The sequence below is a fragment of the Halopseudomonas bauzanensis genome, assembly GCF_900114735.1.
GTDB lineage: Bacteria > Pseudomonadota > Gammaproteobacteria > Pseudomonadales > Pseudomonadaceae > Halopseudomonas > Halopseudomonas bauzanensis.
On sequence record NZ_FOUA01000003.1, the window covers coordinates 100,824 to 115,947 of the forward strand.

18 protein-coding genes are annotated in these 15,124 nt (G+C 58.1%); all 18 read right to left on the bottom strand.

Going from position 1 to position 15,124, the window contains the following annotated elements; all coding sequences use genetic code 11:
- Position 1 precedes the first annotated feature (1 nt).
- The 18 genes from BM267_RS08805 to BM267_RS08890 all read right to left on the bottom strand — a co-directional run bounded on the left by BM267_RS08805 (position 2) and on the right by BM267_RS08890 (position 15,068).
- Positions 2–955: a TIGR03756 family integrating conjugative element protein gene (locus tag BM267_RS08805; RefSeq protein ID WP_083392463.1), complete on the bottom strand. Its 954-nt coding sequence runs from the start codon at positions 953–955 to the stop codon at positions 2–4.
- Positions 945–1,376 (bottom strand): TIGR03757 family integrating conjugative element protein, encoded by a 432-nt coding sequence (locus BM267_RS08810; protein ID WP_083392464.1) that lies wholly within the window; start codon positions 1,374–1,376, stop codon positions 945–947. The genes BM267_RS08805 and BM267_RS08810 overlap by 11 nt, the downstream gene beginning before the upstream one ends.
- Complete coding sequence (locus tag BM267_RS08815) at positions 1,373–4,258, bottom strand: conjugative transfer ATPase (RefSeq protein ID WP_074779378.1); 2,886 nt, start codon at positions 4,256–4,258, stop codon at positions 1,373–1,375. The genes BM267_RS08810 and BM267_RS08815 overlap by 4 nt, the downstream gene beginning before the upstream one ends.
- On the bottom strand, positions 4,258–4,710 hold the full coding sequence (locus BM267_RS08820) for a TIGR03751 family conjugal transfer lipoprotein (protein ID WP_074779380.1): 453 nt from the start codon (positions 4,708–4,710) through the stop codon (positions 4,258–4,260). The genes BM267_RS08815 and BM267_RS08820 overlap by 1 nt, the downstream gene beginning before the upstream one ends.
- On the bottom strand, positions 4,697–6,130 hold the full coding sequence (locus BM267_RS08825; protein WP_235818260.1) for a TIGR03752 family integrating conjugative element protein: 1,434 nt from the start codon (positions 6,128–6,130) through the stop codon (positions 4,697–4,699). The genes BM267_RS08820 and BM267_RS08825 overlap by 14 nt, the downstream gene beginning before the upstream one ends.
- A 1-nt stretch (position 6,131) precedes the next feature.
- A complete protein-coding gene (locus tag BM267_RS08830; protein ID WP_044498943.1) occupies positions 6,132–6,953 on the bottom strand; it encodes a TIGR03749 family integrating conjugative element protein in 822 nt (273 codons plus the stop codon).
- Entirely contained in the window at positions 6,950–7,582 is a 633-nt protein-coding gene (locus tag BM267_RS08835; protein ID WP_074779382.1) for a PFL_4703 family integrating conjugative element protein, read from the bottom strand. Before BM267_RS08835 ends, BM267_RS08830 begins: the two co-directional genes overlap by 4 nt.
- The gene (locus BM267_RS08840) at positions 7,582–7,965 is read right to left on the bottom strand and encodes a TIGR03750 family conjugal transfer protein (protein WP_044498946.1); all 384 of its coding nucleotides are present in this window, start codon (positions 7,963–7,965) and stop codon (positions 7,582–7,584) included. Before BM267_RS08840 ends, BM267_RS08835 begins: the two co-directional genes overlap by 1 nt.
- 17 nt (positions 7,966–7,982) lie before the next feature.
- On the bottom strand, positions 7,983–8,348 hold the full coding sequence (locus BM267_RS08845; RefSeq protein WP_074779384.1) for a TIGR03745 family integrating conjugative element membrane protein: 366 nt from the start codon (positions 8,346–8,348) through the stop codon (positions 7,983–7,985).
- A gap of 43 nt (positions 8,349–8,391) precedes the next feature.
- Positions 8,392–8,619 carry a TIGR03758 family integrating conjugative element protein gene (locus tag BM267_RS08850; protein ID WP_074779386.1) on the bottom strand — a complete coding sequence of 76 codons (228 nt, stop codon included), beginning with the start codon at positions 8,617–8,619 and terminating at the stop codon, positions 8,392–8,394.
- On the bottom strand, positions 8,616–8,957 hold the full coding sequence (locus BM267_RS08855; protein WP_074779388.1) for an integrative conjugative element protein, RAQPRD family: 342 nt from the start codon (positions 8,955–8,957) through the stop codon (positions 8,616–8,618). The genes BM267_RS08850 and BM267_RS08855 overlap by 4 nt, the downstream gene beginning before the upstream one ends.
- 137 nt (positions 8,958–9,094) lie before the next feature.
- Entirely contained in the window at positions 9,095–9,793 is a 699-nt protein-coding gene (locus tag BM267_RS08860; RefSeq protein ID WP_044501487.1) for a TIGR03747 family integrating conjugative element membrane protein, read from the bottom strand.
- On the bottom strand, positions 9,786–12,011 hold the full coding sequence (gene traD, locus BM267_RS08865; RefSeq protein WP_083392465.1) for a type IV conjugative transfer system coupling protein TraD: 2,226 nt from the start codon (positions 12,009–12,011) through the stop codon (positions 9,786–9,788). Before traD ends, BM267_RS08860 begins: the two co-directional genes overlap by 8 nt.
- A complete protein-coding gene (locus tag BM267_RS08870) occupies positions 12,008–12,556 on the bottom strand; it encodes a hypothetical protein (protein ID WP_143063050.1) in 549 nt (182 codons plus the stop codon). Before BM267_RS08870 ends, traD begins: the two co-directional genes overlap by 4 nt.
- A complete protein-coding gene (locus tag BM267_RS08875) occupies positions 12,553–13,095 on the bottom strand; it encodes an integrating conjugative element protein (RefSeq protein ID WP_074779747.1) in 543 nt (180 codons plus the stop codon). Before BM267_RS08875 ends, BM267_RS08870 begins: the two co-directional genes overlap by 4 nt.
- 10 nt (positions 13,096–13,105) lie before the next feature.
- Positions 13,106–13,768 (bottom strand): transglycosylase SLT domain-containing protein, encoded by a 663-nt coding sequence (locus BM267_RS08880; RefSeq protein WP_083392467.1) that lies wholly within the window; start codon positions 13,766–13,768, stop codon positions 13,106–13,108.
- Between the two features lie 5 nt (positions 13,769–13,773).
- Positions 13,774–14,502: a TIGR03759 family integrating conjugative element protein gene (locus tag BM267_RS08885; protein ID WP_074779393.1), complete on the bottom strand. Its 729-nt coding sequence runs from the start codon at positions 14,500–14,502 to the stop codon at positions 13,774–13,776.
- 8 nt (positions 14,503–14,510) lie between these two features.
- A complete protein-coding gene (locus BM267_RS08890) occupies positions 14,511–15,068 on the bottom strand; it encodes a hypothetical protein (protein WP_143063051.1) in 558 nt (185 codons plus the stop codon).
- Positions 15,069–15,124: the final 56 nt, after the last annotated feature.

Genomic DNA, 15,124 nt, shown 5'->3' on the forward strand with positions numbered 1-15,124 from the left:
TTCATCCTCCGGTGTGCACGAGCAATACCTGGCCACGCCGCTCACAGCAGCTGTAAGGCCGCCACAACGCCCAAACATAATCACCACTGCCATCGGTACGGTCGCCATACGAGGCCAAAGGCCCGCGATCCGGCCAGACAGAGCAACTGTTTTCGAGGCTGGGCGCCAATGCCTGCCATGTATGAGTAGACGCATCACCCTCCACGACTGCCGATAACGGCGGCCACCAGCCGTCGCGGGCGGCGGGTGTGAGCGGCTGGTAGACATGCGGCGAATTACTACGGGTGACCAGGTCGGCTACGCGCTGTGCTGCCAGCGCCCCGCCGCGATAGTCATCGGATTGAGAAACGAAGCCACTACGCGGATAGATATTTCCCCAGTTATCCCCCAGCCGTCCCAACTCGCGCATACCGGGGATATAAGCCTGGGGATACAGCCGTTCAACCAACGCATGCCGCCAGCCCACAGTGTCCAGCGTGGACAAGAAGTGCGGGTTCATGGAGAAGATGCCCGACGCGCAAATCATGCCCGACATGTTGTTCAGCGCCGAGAACATAGAGGTGGCCGGGTGGCCGATGGCATCAACATTCTTGAACCGCAAAATATCCCGTGCATTGGCATGCCGGCCGGTCATGTTGCCGCCGCCTTCTGCCCGGCCGCTGACGGGCGGACTCATAGCAGCAACATCTGTCCAGGGATTCGCTCCGGTGCTGTTGTAGCTGGAGACCACCAGCTCCGGGACATAATGTTTGACCTTTACTGATGTTCTTACGGTGCAGCCATACGAGCAGAACAGCCAGGCACATATACCAACCGCTTGATAATCCACACAGGCCGGTGAAACCGCTGAAGACACAATCTCCGCCGTGGAGATCTCACCAGCCTGCACCGGTGTTGTCGCCAGCACGGTCAGACAGAGTCCGATGAGTCCGTTAAGAAGCGCTCTACTCTGCATGGGACATGGCCTCCTCAATGAGATAGACGGCACGCGCCACGTCCGTTTCGCCATATACGACATTGCCGTCGACCACCACCGCCGGGATCTTCTCAACGCCTAACACCCAGGCTCGGGATACGGCCAGAGCCGCGTGCTCGTAACGCTCCAGCATCTCTGCCCAGCGCTCGCCCTGCATACGCTCCAACGCAACAGAGCCGGCCTGATCCGGGTTGGCAGGCAGGCCCAGAGATAACACCTCGTCCAGCCCCACCAGGGCATCCAGCTCGACCACCACCGCGTGCGGTGGGACATTGCTCAGCGTCAGGTGTGAGGCGCTGAACACTTCGATACCTGCAGAGGCCGGAGCGGACAGGAGCATACTGATACTCAGGGTATTCAGGGCAATGACCGAGGTTTTGATCCAGCGGCGGGTTCTCATCGACCTATTCCCCGCTTTTCATCCAGGCGCCGGGCTATTTCGATGGCGGCATCCAGTTCAGAACAACCGGCTTCCTGCATGATCCGGCGGCGCTCGGCCTTTTCCTCACCTTCGGTGCCAGCGAGAGCCAGATACAGGCTGGGCGGCACCACCCGAAACAACGATTCAAGACGCCCGCCCAGCACCACTCCTTCGGTATATTTGCGGGTGACCTTGGTCGCCGACTGCACCAGCTTGCGCTGATCCTCCGAGAGCTCCTTGAAACGCATGACCTTGGCCACCTCATCCGGCGGCATGGTCAGCAGCACCCACCACTCAATCATGTTCAGCAGTTTGCTTGCCACTTCCGGGAAGTCTTCCAGGTTCTGTGTAGCCATCCACAGCCAGTGCGATAACTTTCTGCCCATCTTGCCTACGGATACCAGAAACGGGGCCAGCAGCGGATTGGTGGTCAGCAAGTGGGATTCATCGATCACCTGGACAATGGGACGACCATCGTACTGATCGCGCTCAGCCATAGCGGTAATGACGTTGGTGATGGAGATGATGGACAGCGCCAGCTGCGCGGTATATCCGCCGTCAGCGTAATGGGCCAAGTCGATAATGGTAACGTCGCACTCAGGCCACGCTTCTCCAGGCCGGTTGAACACCTCCCCATCAAAGCCATCAACGTAGAGCCCCATGGCTTCGCCCATTTCGTAAGCTCGACTGCGGCCATGCTCAGGTGTATCGGTAAGAAGGGCTATCTCACGAAAAGCGGCCCGGACATCTTCAGTCAGACACTGCCGGCCTTCGCTGACCGCGCTGCGTGCCGCGCGGAAAATCGCATCTCGGACCGTGCGCTGGTCACTGCGGCGAAACAACGCCTCCTCCTTGGGGTCGCCGCCGGTGATCATCAGCCTGGCGGTGATCTCCATTTCACCGAGGATATTGCGCTCCTCCTCCGCCTCTTCGTCAATCTCCAGGTCCGCCGGCTCGTCTTCCAATGCGGCACGCGCCTCAATATCCTTCAGCTGCCTGCGACGCAACTCTTCCGGCTCCAGCAACCGGTGAGCCTCGGCAAAGGGCGGCAGGCGAACACCGCTGCCAGGTGACAAGCGCACTTGATTAACCGACAGTCCGAGGCGCTCAAAATACTGGCCTAACAGCCCAAAGCTGTTGCCCTTCTCAATAATGAACAGGCGGGGCCTGCGCACCGCCATCAGTTGAGCCAGCATGGTATTTAGCGTCGCTGATTTGCCCGCGCCGGTCGGTCCGAAAATCAACATATGCGCGTTAGCCTGCCGATCATCCAGGTTCAGCGGATCAAAGCTCAGGGTTTCGCCCCCGCGATTGAAGAAGCTCAGCCCCGGATTGCCGGTGCCCCGGGCTCGACCAAAAACGGGAGCCAGGTTAGCGAGGTGCTGCACAAACTGAAGCTGGGTGTACCAGCGGTTTTTTCGGTCCAGCTCCGGCTGGAAATTCATTGGCACCCAGCGCAGGTAGCTGTTCAGCGCCGCGACTTCATCTTCCAGTTCGGTCGGTTTGAGATTCGCGTTGATGAGCTGGGTACAGAGCTGCAGCAGCCGGGTATCCAGCTCTGCATCGGTACAGCCACGGACAAAGAACACTAGGTTTCCCTGATACAGCTTGTGGCTCTCGCTCAGCATATCCCGTGCTTTATCACAGTCATGACGAACACTGGCAGCCAGTACCGAGTCGCCAATGGCTTTCTGACGCAAGGCATTGATATGGGCTTCCAGCGGCTCCTGCGGTGTGGCGATAATCGTCAGGCAGGCCACCGTGCCCTCCGGCATATGATCAAACAGAGCATTGCGCGCGTGAGAGTCACCACGGGGTAACTCACCGGTCAAATGTCCCAGTTTCGGCGGCGTTCTCAATTCCTCAACCGGCACTACACAGTGCGGCATTCCATCGAAATACCACAGGCCCGCATCCGCATCACCACGGGGGCTGGACGCCAGTAAACCTTCCGCCAGGTCATATGACCAGGAAGGCTGCTCGGGGTATCTGAAGCAGTCATGGAATGCTCTGGGGTTGTCCGGCGACAGTCGCGGACGCGGATTGAACCAGGGCATCATCCAGCTGTGGAAGTCCGCACCGTTGTAGCGTTTCATACGCAAGCCGGCGGCCCCCAGACTGCCTTTGAGCCGATCATAGACATGGTTTGCGGCCGCCTCGGGATTCAGCGAGCGCTTGCGGTCACCAATGCGCTTTTTGCCTTTTTTGGTGTGCTCCGGCAGCCAGCGATACAGCACCAGCCGAGTTCTTCTCGTATGTCCGCGCCACTCCGCCTGGGTGACGATCTCATCGACAAAAAGACCACCTGGCCGGGAAATAGCCGTCAGGTGCCGCTCCATATTTTCCAGCCAGTCCTGCGTGAAAGGACTCTGACGCACCGCCGGCTTGATGTATGCCTGTATTGCAGCAATATCTGACCGGGGATCGGTATCGTCACTGACATACATCTGCAGCACCCAGGGGTAGTCATCCTCTTCCGGCAGACTGTCCTGCAAGGCAGCCTCAATCTGATCGCGCAGCTGCTCCAGTGATTCCGGCGAACGGCCTTCCGTAGGGATGGGAACAACCTCAGCGACTATTCCCACCGACTTGCCATCTTCCAAGAGAAAGCACCCAGACTCCTCCAGATACTCAACCCATGGGAGTCGACTGGCGAAGCTGGGAGCACGCCGGTACATCCGGCGCAGTGCCTCCATGGTCGTGGGTTTGCCACGTGGCAGTACCAGCCGCTGGTTCGCTTCATCGGTCAGCAGGCCCTCAACCTGGCTCATGTTCACTGAAGCGTCCGGCTCCGAGCGGGCTTCCTGCCGGTCTGTCCTGGACGAGTAGAGTCTCGCCATGATCCCATTCAGTCCGGTCATCAGGGCCTCCTTATCGGGCGGTCGAGTGTATCCATGTCCGGGATGGCCATCTCACCCGGCATGGCGTATTCAGGCATGGTGTACAGTGGAAACACCGTGGAGTAACCCGGTACGGGAACCGGTTCCCCTCCGGCCACGTGAGGAAAGACGTACATGACCAGGTCTGGATTGGGCAGTCGTGCAAACTGACTGTAGATTTCATTTGCCGCATTTCGGGTGTACTGAATACGCTGCTCCACCATAGGCTGATCACCGATGGGGCGACGCAAATCTGACCGGGCATCCAACAGTGCTTGCTGACTCAGATTGTCACCACTATCACCGCCAGCGGATTGGCGCCAGATATCCTTCATTGTCTGGCCACCATGCGGCATCAGCTCTTCCTTGGAGGTGGCGCATCCAGTCAGTGTCACCACCAACAAGATCACGACAAGGCTATTAGGGAAGTTCATTAAAGCCCCCCGCAGGTATCTGATGGCGTACCTTGCGGCCCGCCTGGTCATAGTCGATTTCCAGAGGCTGTTCGATATGCACAGCAACCTGGACGCCGGGCTGTACGTACACGGCGGCGAATGCTTCGCCGTATAACCGGTTAACCCAATCGGAGATGTCAGAGATACCGTTGGTCAACACTGAGGCAGCCGCCTGATTTCCGCTGATAGCAGTGGATACCGAGCCATCAGTGTTAATAGTGGCGACGCCAGTTGACTCATCAATCAGGCTTGATGCGACAGCCGCACCAGCCGCTGTAATCAGTGCACGGCTACCCAGATACTCCTTGGCATTGCTGCGGCGGATGCCACTGACACACGGAATCCCATAGGGATCAGAGATATAACCCAGAACGTCATCACTGGATTGTGTTCGTGAGAGGTTACCCGTAGCCGGCTGGGGAATGGTGCGGACAGTTCCATCCTCAAAGACAAAGGTCATCGAGGTAATGGCTCCTCTCACACACGACAGCGTCCAGTCGCCCGTTGCCGTACCACTGACAATGGCCGAGTGCACCTCGGGAATTTCAATATGGTTTGCCGTGAGGTTATCCTTGCCGATGATCACCTTGAACGGATACGGATCACTGACGGTGCCGTTCACCGGCACGCGACCAATCAATGCCGTCATGCCGAGCGACCCCATCAAAGTGGCGTTGGCCGGTACAGTGTAAACCGGCTCCAGCAGCGCAGCATCAGGCTGGCCGGTAGCCTTGGACTCCAGGCTTGATGCACCTCTACTCACAGAATCGGCGAGCAGTCCTGCCTCGTCAGCGAAGGAAGATGGGAACGACCACTTGCCCTGGTTTCGTCCTGTCTGAGCTTGCTCCCCATCCATGGGTTTAACCCAGACAACCGGGCTTGCTGAACCCTGACCGGTATCATCCCATCCGCTACCAATCGGCATACGTCCATGTTCGCCAGTACCGGCTTCTCTGGAGTAATTGTTCTTCAACTGATCAAATTGCTGCTCGAAACGGCTCAGCAAGGACTGCTCGCTGATACGCTGGGCATCTTCCATCCGACGCCGTTCCTGCTGCATCAGCGTTTCGAGTTTTCGGTCAACATGTCTGTTCTGCTCGGTCAGCTTCCGGTTCTGATCTGCCAATTGCTGGCTTTCAGATCGCGTGCCCTCCAGGTCCTGCTCCATCATCCTCACCCGACCTACGAGGGTGGCGACGGTATCCTGTGGCGTATCACCCTCCACACCCAGCAGTTTCAACTCTTCGGGTTTGAGTTCCAGCGTGGTGTCGGAGAGCTGATGCGACCGCCCTGCGTCGTTATCGCCACCATTGGCCATAACAACGATCAGCAGAACAATCACCAATACAGCCGGAACCAGAATTTTCAGGAAGCCGTTGCTTTTCAGTGCCATGGCCATCTCAATCCTCCTTACCGACAGGCTGGATGCGAGGAAGGTGCAGGCGCTCTGCCAGGGAACCCCGGGTGACGATGATCACGGTAGTCGTATCATCCATCTGCCCATGCACGCCAATGCTTGGATGCATGAACGTCGCCGCCACCAGCGCACCTTGCAGGTAGCGTGGATCAAGGGCGAATGCACGGTGCGGGTCCTGGTTACGCAGTTCAATTGCAGTAACATGCAGCCCGTCCAGGCTCCATGCTGCGATGGGTGTAGCGGCTACAGGCAACGCGGGTAACAGGGTGCTGAGTGACTGCGGCAGCTGCATGGCAACCCGGTTGATGCCCGTTACCGGCTCAATCACTCGCAACGGCGAATACAGTGACTGGGCAGCGAAACGCGTCAACAACACCGGCAGCGGTGCACGTTTTTCTTGAATGGACTTATTATCTTCACCCCGATCCGGGTCAGCGTTACGAGGTTCAGCATTGATCACCTGAATCTGCTCTGCTGAGGCGCCGGCCTTTGCCGTGAGGTCTACCAGCAGGATTTCTCCTGTCGACTCATCTCGTAATTGCACCCGCTGGGTATCAAACGCCTCCTGCGCCCTGAGGTAGAGCACCCCGCCTGTTGACTGCACGCGCAACACATCGCTTTGTGCAATGCTCAGCGGCAGACCAACCGATACGTTTCTATCCAGCACCACCAGCCGTTCAGTACCTACCGGCAGATCAATGGCCAAGGGTGTTCTATCCCACACCATCAGTTCGATAGCATTGGCCATCGGGGAAAGTAGCAATACCCCGCACAGCGCTTTGCTCAACAAGCACCAGGCTTTCATGGCGTGTCTCCCGGCATGGTCAGACGCTGCGGCTTACCCTCAAAGCAATCAATCTGCAGCCCGAATGGGTTCTGCTCGCGATCCATATCCGCGCGCACCACGCGCAGCGGGTAGCGGATATACACATCCCGTACATCCACGCCGCCGTACTGCTCATTGATAACCAGATCCAGATCCGCAACCCAGGTATCCTGCCCCAGGATCTTGATCGCTTCGGCACGGTATCCTCTGCCGGGCACCTCAAAAACGCCCCGGACACGCCCACGCAATTCGCCACGATTACGGCGTGCGTCATACTCGCTGGACAGCGCGATACGGCAAGACGGAGTAAAGAAGGCCTGTAAGCCATGAATGTTGCGCTGATAGTCAACCTCCCCGTTGACTGTCCAGCGGTTGAGCTGCTGCCAGATATAGAAGCTGAAGGCGTACACGGTAGAAGGTGGTACTTCCCACCACTTCTGTGTGGAGCCACTACGCAAATCTGGCGGGATACTGATGGTCAGGTCTTTGGGAGCCTGATACCAACCCCACCACATGGCGGCACAAGCTAGAACAAGTACGGCACAAAGCGCCCTCAGAGTGGTGATATGCGCGTCTCGCGAAGCATTGGCGTTACGGTAGCGAGACATCACAGTTTCCTCTGCCCAGGCTTGAGCGTGGGGTTTCTCCGGATGCTGTAGTTCGTAGAATGCGTGATCAACTTCTCCATCGTTGGAAACCCCTTGCCCGCCAGTTTGAATTGCAGCTGTCGGTACATGAGCGATGTCGGTCTGCCCCGGCGCAACCGCCGCATGATGGTGCCACCGAAGAAGAGCGTCACTCCGGCGCCAAAAAATGCCACGGTAGGCACCATCGCAATAGCGCCCGAGAGCACTGCTGCGATAATGCCCAGTGGCGTAAATACGCCGAGACCAGCCAGTGTCACCGTGACCACTTCCTTCCCGGTCATACCCCTGAACACCACCGGCGCAGCATTCAAACGCTTGGGAACCCAGCTGATGTTATTGGCCATGTTGGTCTCCGGCTCTGTTACTGGGACAGAATGGGCGCTGCTACTGTCGCCAGCCAGACCACCGCAACGATCAACACCACACCAACCATGGCTGTCACTGCAAATTTGCCCCAGGTTTCCCGCTCCCGTGCCTCCTTGAAGGAGGCGACTGAAGATGAGGCCACGACCATGAACGCCACCACACACAAGACCAAGCCAATCAGGATTGCGCCGTCATAAACGTACCCCTGCGCTGTTGCCAGGAGTCCGCCACCACCGACCTGACTGGGTGCATCCATGGTCGGTAAGCCTTGAGCGAAACCCTGGCCCACACCTGCACCAGCCAGAATCAGGCTTTGTGAAACTTTCACACCAACTTGTTTTAATTTTCGGTCAAGTTTCATGAACTACTCCTTACGGGTCGTATCAGAGTTGAAAAAACGATTCTCAAGACAGCAGAATCCAGAACGTCACCACAACGATGAGCGTCGCCTTGATAGCCGCATGCACGGCTTCATCTCCGCCCAGATTGCTCTTGGCCCAGCCACGATATGTAGAAACAAGAATCCAGCCGGCAATCATCAAAACCACGACGCAACCAACGCCAACTATCAGTCCCCAGACATCGACCGAGTTAAAGCCGGAACCTGCCTTGAAGGCCTCCTCAGTGGTCATGGCCGCCTCTCCAGGTAGTTCCCAACCACGTCACCTTCAATAGCGCCGAGGTGACGAGGTGGCATACGCCTGGGTGACAGGTAATCATCCAGTCCACGCTGAATAGCACGCACATCATCGCGAGCCCGCGGTACGTCCAGATACACGTCCACACCCCCTGCCTGGATGGCCTGCCTTGCTTCCAGACGCTCCAGCACAGTCACAACCTGTTCGAGCTGAATCTGGATCAGCGCAAGGTCGCGACGCTGGATCTCGTCATAGGGCTCTGATGCCCAGGCCGGACTGGCCATCGCGAGCGGCGTGGCCAGTAACAGAAAAAACGGTTTGATAAGGGACATGTGCCAAGTAACCCCCGGCGTTATGCTTTGCGACAGTGTCAAAGCTCAGGGGGAGCAATGCGATAGAGAACATTAAGCGCGGAGCAAGGGGTTTTAATGGGAGCCGAAGGCAGTCTGAAGAACACCGGTTTTTCCGGTCAGAGGTATTTCTTGAAGGTGCTGGTCGCAATCGCAATGAGCAGGCCGAACAAGGCGGCGCACGGCAACAGGAACAGGTTGGGGTGGATGGCAAACGGCAGGCTCAGGTAAACCAGCCAGCCGAGCAGAAACACCGGAATCACGGTGCGCTTGGCGTGGTGGTAGATGAAAGCGCTCTCCCGGCCAGCACCGAAGCGCCGCAGATCGCGAAGCACAAGCCCGTCGACCAGCCCCACCAGCGCAGCCAGCAGGAACAGCGGGCTGGTCAACAGGAGAATGACACAGCGGGTCAGGGTCATCAGGGTGACGTACATGGCTGCCAGGGCATACTCCTTGAGCCTGCCAACCCAGCCCGAACTATCAGCATTCAATGCCCACTCGGCTATGCCACTTCGGACAAACAGCCACTCATTCACTGCCGCCAATGCCTGACCGGAAAAGATGACCGGGTCCGACACCAGCAAGGAGCGGGAAAAGTTGCTGTCCAGCCAGCGCATCTCCTGCCGCATCACGTATTCGGCATGATCCGCACCGGGCAAGCTCCACCATGCAAAATAGATCCCGGCCCACTCGATCAGTACCGAGATGAAGATCGAAACCAGCACCACTCCCAGCACCTTGAACGGCAGGGAAAGGGTTCTGGAAAGCAGCCCTGTCCGTTTCTTTTCAGCGGCCCTGACACGCGGGTCGTCAGCCATCAGCCGGGTACTCTGCCGGATCATCCGGCGCGACCTGTTCCCTGGTGCTTTGTACCACTCCCTGGAACAGGCCATGCGTGTCCTGCGGCTGTGGATTGGCTATGGCGAACCCATCGAAAGCCTTGCGTAACTCAGGATCAATTTCCATTGGTGGCGGTGCGACTGCTTCCCACCAGCGCTCACCCGCGCTGAATTGTTTGCGCATGCCGACCGCAATGTCCGACACCGACTGTGGTACATCCTTTCCCTTGTCCGGCAGCGGCAGGGGCATACGGATTTTCCATAGCTGACCGCCTTCCATCAATACGAACGCCTGTCCCTTGGGTAGGTTGACGATGTCGGCAGGCTCCAGCATAGGCACCGCTACGGTGCTGATCCGATCCCCACCCGAGCTGGTGAAGTCCACGTCAGAATCCGGGTTGCTGTTATCCGATGCCATGGAAACCAGCATGCGGGTCTGCACGTTTACCTGGCGTAGCTGGTTGGTCAACAGCTCGGCGGTCTTGTCCTCCCTGACTCGTAACATGATCAGGTTGTTAAAGTTACCTATCACCTGACCCGCCTTGGCAGCGCTACCAATCCTGGCCTCGATGTCCGAGACCGTCTGGGTGTACGCCGTTACCTGGATGCCCGCACCACCGCCCTTGTTTACCAGCGGAATGAACTCGGGCCCCATCAGCTCGTTGAACTCATCGCAATGCAGGTTGATTGCCACCTTACCGCTGACCGGGGCAGGCAATCCGTCATCCACGCCAAATTTATAGATATGCCCAGCCACGCTCACCAGATCGGCAAACATGGAGTTGCCTATTGCTTGAGCTACCTCGAAATCGCTCAATGCATCAAGACCCACATAGACAATGCCGCGCTTTCGGATTACCTGCAGCCAATCGAATATCGGCCGGGTATCTTCGAGATCATCGTAGTCTGGCGATAACAATTCATTGATACGCCCACTGGTCAATTTCTCCAGTAGCGGCAGCAATGACGCCACTATCTTGTCAAAGTAGGTCTTGTCGTAACGCACTGCTGAGAGCAACCCTTCGAGTACAGGGTCCTTGATCGACACGTCTGGCGACTGCAGGTACTGAATGAGGGCCACCACCCGCTTGTCACGGCCAAGCATGTTTCGTGGCCAGTTCCTGTCGTTCAACCGCCCCTCGAACTCGGCCACATGCGCCCATGCCCCGGGCAACGCCGCTTCCAGCCGTTGCTCGGCATACTCCACGAGCAGGCCATCAATATTCACCACATCCGCGAGAATCTGTTCATAGCTTGGCCGGTGCCCAAGGGCATGACGCGCGCGATTGACGATATTCACAAAGCGCCAGGCGAACTCCCTGAAAGCGGCACTATTGCCCTCGTTGGGCAACGCATTGGCAATCCGGGTAGCGACCTCCGAGAGCCGACCGAACCGGCCTACTGCGTTATAGCGCGCCGACAATGCCGGCCATCCGAGATGAAACACATAGAATTCATTCTGGCGTCCCGCGCGAACCGCCTCGATGTACATGCGCACCAGCAGGTCCGCATCCCCTTTTGGATCAAAACAGATCACTACATCCTGGCTGGACCGATGAATATCCTGGGTAATCATTACCTCGGCCATGCGCGTCTTGCCAACCCGGGTCGTGCCCTCCACCAGGGTATGGCCAACGCGCTCACCCAATGGCATCCAGGCGTCCTGCTCTTTCCACTCAACAGCATGTATGGCCGGGTTCCCGCCAACCGGGGGTAACGGCCTGACGGGATTGAGTGGCGAGTCCACCCCCAGCAGGCGAACCAGTAACCGCGCTGCACGATACCGGTCCAGCCGGATTTCCATGCGCCGAGCTAATCGATACCCCCGCCTGGATTGCAGATAAACCTGTGTCTCTGGCTGCTGCGCTTCATGCAAGCGCTGAGTGTGCCTCGCCTCCCAGCGAAATCCCCTGCCAAGCCAAAGGTACCTATTGCTGACCGGGATCTGCTGGCTACGCATGGCAAAGCGCGGCAAGCGACGCATATTCCGGCGATACCGCAATACGACCCATGCTTGTCTACCGCGATGCGCGGCAAATACCAGAAAGCCAGCGGCCATGCCCAAGCCAATTGATGGCGTCAAGGCTACCGACCAGGGCGCCCACAAACAGAGTGCCGCACAACCAATACAAACCCATGCCGTTTGCAGCTCGACTGCCGGGCGCAGCATGGATTCCATTGGGTGTCTCTGTCTCATGCCCTCTCCGCTCCCTTAATGCCATACCGCTCGCCGGTCGAAGCAGCCAAAGCTGCTTCAGCAACAGCCAGACCATGCTGCGCGAGCATGGCCACCAGCGAGTCGAAATGATCGGGATCGAAGTCGCACAAAGCTGTAAGGCCGGTAAGTACAGGGTCGGCCTTGATTGTCGATGCGTGCTTGCCGACGTATAGCTTCAGAGCCGCGATCCGCCGATCTCTGTATTTGAACCGAAGCGGTAATGATGGTGCTGCCAGAGCCTCTGCCGACCGTATTATTTCAGCCCAGGCACCCTCTGCGCGCAAGCTGGACTGGGCGTATTCCAGGCAGAGCTGATCCAGTTTTTCATGTGTATGCACGCGCTCTACGAGTGCGCGAGGCAATACCTGTCGCTCCTCCTTCATTGCGTGCAAGGCAATCCACATCACACGGCATAACCAGAACAAATGGCTGTGTTCGCCAACCACCACCGGCTTGCCCAGGCTTGGTAGTTCCATACTGGAAAACGCATTCACCGGCATCATCAGTCCAACTTGCTCACTCACTGCTCCACCCCCGCATGGGTAATCAACGCCGGGTAATGTGACAGCCCCAGCAAGACGGCCAGGTCGTCGCCTGCGACAGGGTCAATACGCAACCCGGGCACGGCATCCAGCAACAGCTGCAATGTTGCGGCCGACTGCGCATTCACCGCCAGGCCAGTGGCTCCTATCTCCAGCAGGTGTTGGCTTCTTGCGGCCAGCCAGCTGAGGCTCAGCGGATCATCGCCGACAATGAACAGTGGCTGGAAGCCGGCAGGCAGGCTCAGGTCCCTTCGCTCCACTGGCCCAGGGCTCAGGGTTTTTGTCACCACCGGCAACATATCTTCGATGCTATAGGGAGCTGTACGGGCCACCTGAATTCCTTCATGTTCTGGCACCCCTGCGCCGCCAATAGCCACGTAATAAGGACGGGCAGACTCCCCCCCGATATCCGCCACCACTTGCAGCGACATCTGATTGTCCGGAGCGGCTAGCGTTATCTGCGACCAGCCCATTGCCACCACCAGACTGCCTGCAGCCAGCGGCCAAACTGTTCGGCTCATGAAAAACATATCAACCTCCGGGAGTAATCCAGACCATAACCACCGGCTCAATCCAGGAGACCGGCGCTGACTTGAGTGGCTGGGAATGAGGGGAGCGCGAACGACCAGCAGGGCGCTGAACTGAAGCAATGACGGGATAATCCATGCGCGCGGCAACCAGCTCTGTATAGCGTCTGGCAGCATCCCCGCCAGCCGGTCGGTGATAACGGCCAGCGGCGGTCAGCCAGTCACCAGTAGTATCAAAGTGTGCGCGCAAGATAGCTGCTGCAGCGTCCATATTCTGAGCCGGATCCAGTGCAGCGCAAGGGTCCGCAAAGCGTCCAGTGAGACCAAACAGATCCGGGTTCCAGCGGACATTCAGCTGGGCCATACCCACATCTACCAGCGAGGTCTGCCCCAGCGCCTCATTCAGTGCAATGCACGCCTGATCGCGGGTATCGTAATACCGGCCCTTTCCGGCAACGTTCAGTGTCCAGGGCCAAGGCTTGTGCTCGCCCTGGTACGCTCGACCTGACTCAGTGCGAGCCATTGCATAGAGAATTACTGCCGGCACGCCATGCCGGTCTCCGACCGATACAAACAGGTCAGGAGCTTCGGGCTGCGCTGCCAGATCCGGCACCACAGAACCTATCAAGAAGGCTATTGCCATGACTTCTGGAAGAGGCATGCGCATGCGGTTCACCGCGAGCGAACAAGAGGCAGAGTCAGGCCAGCACCTAAGCCCGCACCATGGTTGAGCGTGATCGCGCCGCTGGTAACCCGTTCAGTCGGTATCCCCAACTCAGAAGCCCAGCGCCTGATCTTGCCGTCATCGCCATCACTGTCTGTGACCCAGACATTCAGTTCGCGCCCCTCAGCCACCAGTTCCATCACCGTCTTGCCGCAGGCATCACAGCCAGACAGTGCCACCACGACATCATGTCGTGCCGGCGCGGCGAGGAGGCTCAAAAGCCCAGGGTCAGACTTTCCTGACATGGGCGGCCGTATCGAGAAAGTAGAAACTCGGGGCTGGTCGCCTGCTATGCGCGCTATGGCCTCATCATAAGACCGCTGGTAAGCAAGTTCGCGCTCGATACGCTCATACTCGAACCGGGCCTGCAGCTCTGCATAGCGACGTCGTTCCTGCTCTGTCCGGGCCTCAACACCCAACGCAGTAAGCGGATCCAGGCCAGGCGACAGAATACCCCGCCGCCCCGCCATCAAGGCTTCGTATCGATCCCATTCCAACGCCGAAAGACCCCACTCGCTGGCCCTGACCTCGCTGCGTTCCACTCGACTCTCGACCTGCTCGGGTTGATCAATCATCAGTGCTTGCTGGTTGGTTTGTGCTTCTTGCGCATTGGCCTGTAACACCATGCAGGTCGCCAGCAGGGCTACCAAATATTGGGCCTTCAACAGGTTAATCATGAGACCTCCTATTGCACTGCCAGCTCAACCACACCGCTGTCAGAAATAAATTCCGCAGACCGGTCGCCCACACGGGAAACCCGCCACCCGGCAAAAGACTCACCCTCCTCCAACAGCCGGACCTGATTCAGTGCCTGTGCACCCTGCGACGCCACAGCCACAAAAAGACGCCCGCCACGAAGCTCTATGCCTGTCACATCGAATGAGGGTGCGACCGGTTTGATTGTTGGCACTGAACTGGCTGGCTGGACGCTGCGTCGTACCGGCCTGGATTGAGCGGCCTGTAACTGGTTGATTTGAACCGTCATGCGCGCTACGTCCTCTTTCAAGCCACTGAGCACTGCATCCTGCATCCCTTGCAACGCACCCAGCTCGGCCACCAGCTCCTGCAGAGCCGTCACCTGGTCAACGACGTCGTTATGCTGGCCTCGATATTCCATTGCCAGCTTTCGCAGACTGTTATTTGCCACAACCAGACGTTGATCAACGCCGTCTTTGGCATCCAGCAGTCGAGTTTCCATTTCATCCAGGCGTTCCTGGTGCTCAGCCAGCCGGGACAACAGCATGTCTGTTTCCGAATCTGAACAAGCGCCCAGCGTCAGTACCAGGCACGCCAGCATCG

Bases quoted from the DNA above. Each gene is read 5' to 3' on its own strand.
- BM267_RS08810 (WP_083392464.1), bottom strand. From the start codon at position 1,376: ATGAGAACCCGCCGCTGGATCAAAACCTCGGTCATTGCCCTGAATACC.
- BM267_RS08855 (WP_074779388.1), bottom strand. From the start codon at position 8,957: ATGTCCCTTATCAAACCGTTTTTTCTGTTACTGGCCACGCCGCTCGCG.
- BM267_RS08890 (WP_143063051.1), bottom strand. From the start codon at position 15,068: ATGCTGTTGTCCCGGCTGGCTGAGCACCAGGAACGCCTGGATGAAATG.
- BM267_RS08860 (WP_044501487.1), bottom strand. From the start codon at position 9,793: ATGGCTGACGACCCGCGTGTCAGGGCCGCTGAAAAGAAACGGACAGGG.
- BM267_RS08805 (WP_083392463.1), bottom strand. From the start codon at position 955: ATGCAGAGTAGAGCGCTTCTTAACGGACTCATCGGACTCTGTCTGACC.
- BM267_RS08845 (WP_074779384.1), bottom strand. From the start codon at position 8,348: ATGAAACTTGACCGAAAATTAAAACAAGTTGGTGTGAAAGTTTCACAA.
- BM267_RS08850 (WP_074779386.1), bottom strand. From the start codon at position 8,619: ATGACCACTGAGGAGGCCTTCAAGGCAGGTTCCGGCTTTAACTCGGTC.
- BM267_RS08875 (WP_074779747.1), bottom strand. From the start codon at position 13,095: ATGAGCCGAACAGTTTGGCCGCTGGCTGCAGGCAGTCTGGTGGTGGCA.
- BM267_RS08815 (WP_074779378.1), bottom strand. From the start codon at position 4,258: ATGACCGGACTGAATGGGATCATGGCGAGACTCTACTCGTCCAGGACA.
- BM267_RS08825 (WP_235818260.1), bottom strand. From the start codon at position 6,130: ATGGCCATGGCACTGAAAAGCAACGGCTTCCTGAAAATTCTGGTTCCG.
- BM267_RS08830 (WP_044498943.1), bottom strand. From the start codon at position 6,953: ATGAAAGCCTGGTGCTTGTTGAGCAAAGCGCTGTGCGGGGTATTGCTA.
- BM267_RS08880 (WP_083392467.1), bottom strand. From the start codon at position 13,768: ATGCGCATGCCTCTTCCAGAAGTCATGGCAATAGCCTTCTTGATAGGT.
- BM267_RS08820 (WP_074779380.1), bottom strand. From the start codon at position 4,710: ATGAACTTCCCTAATAGCCTTGTCGTGATCTTGTTGGTGGTGACACTG.
- BM267_RS08885 (WP_074779393.1), bottom strand. From the start codon at position 14,502: ATGATTAACCTGTTGAAGGCCCAATATTTGGTAGCCCTGCTGGCGACC.
- BM267_RS08840 (WP_044498946.1), bottom strand. From the start codon at position 7,965: ATGGCCAATAACATCAGCTGGGTTCCCAAGCGTTTGAATGCTGCGCCG.
- traD (WP_083392465.1), bottom strand. From the start codon at position 12,011: ATGAGACAGAGACACCCAATGGAATCCATGCTGCGCCCGGCAGTCGAG.
- BM267_RS08835 (WP_074779382.1), bottom strand. From the start codon at position 7,582: ATGTCTCGCTACCGTAACGCCAATGCTTCGCGAGACGCGCATATCACC.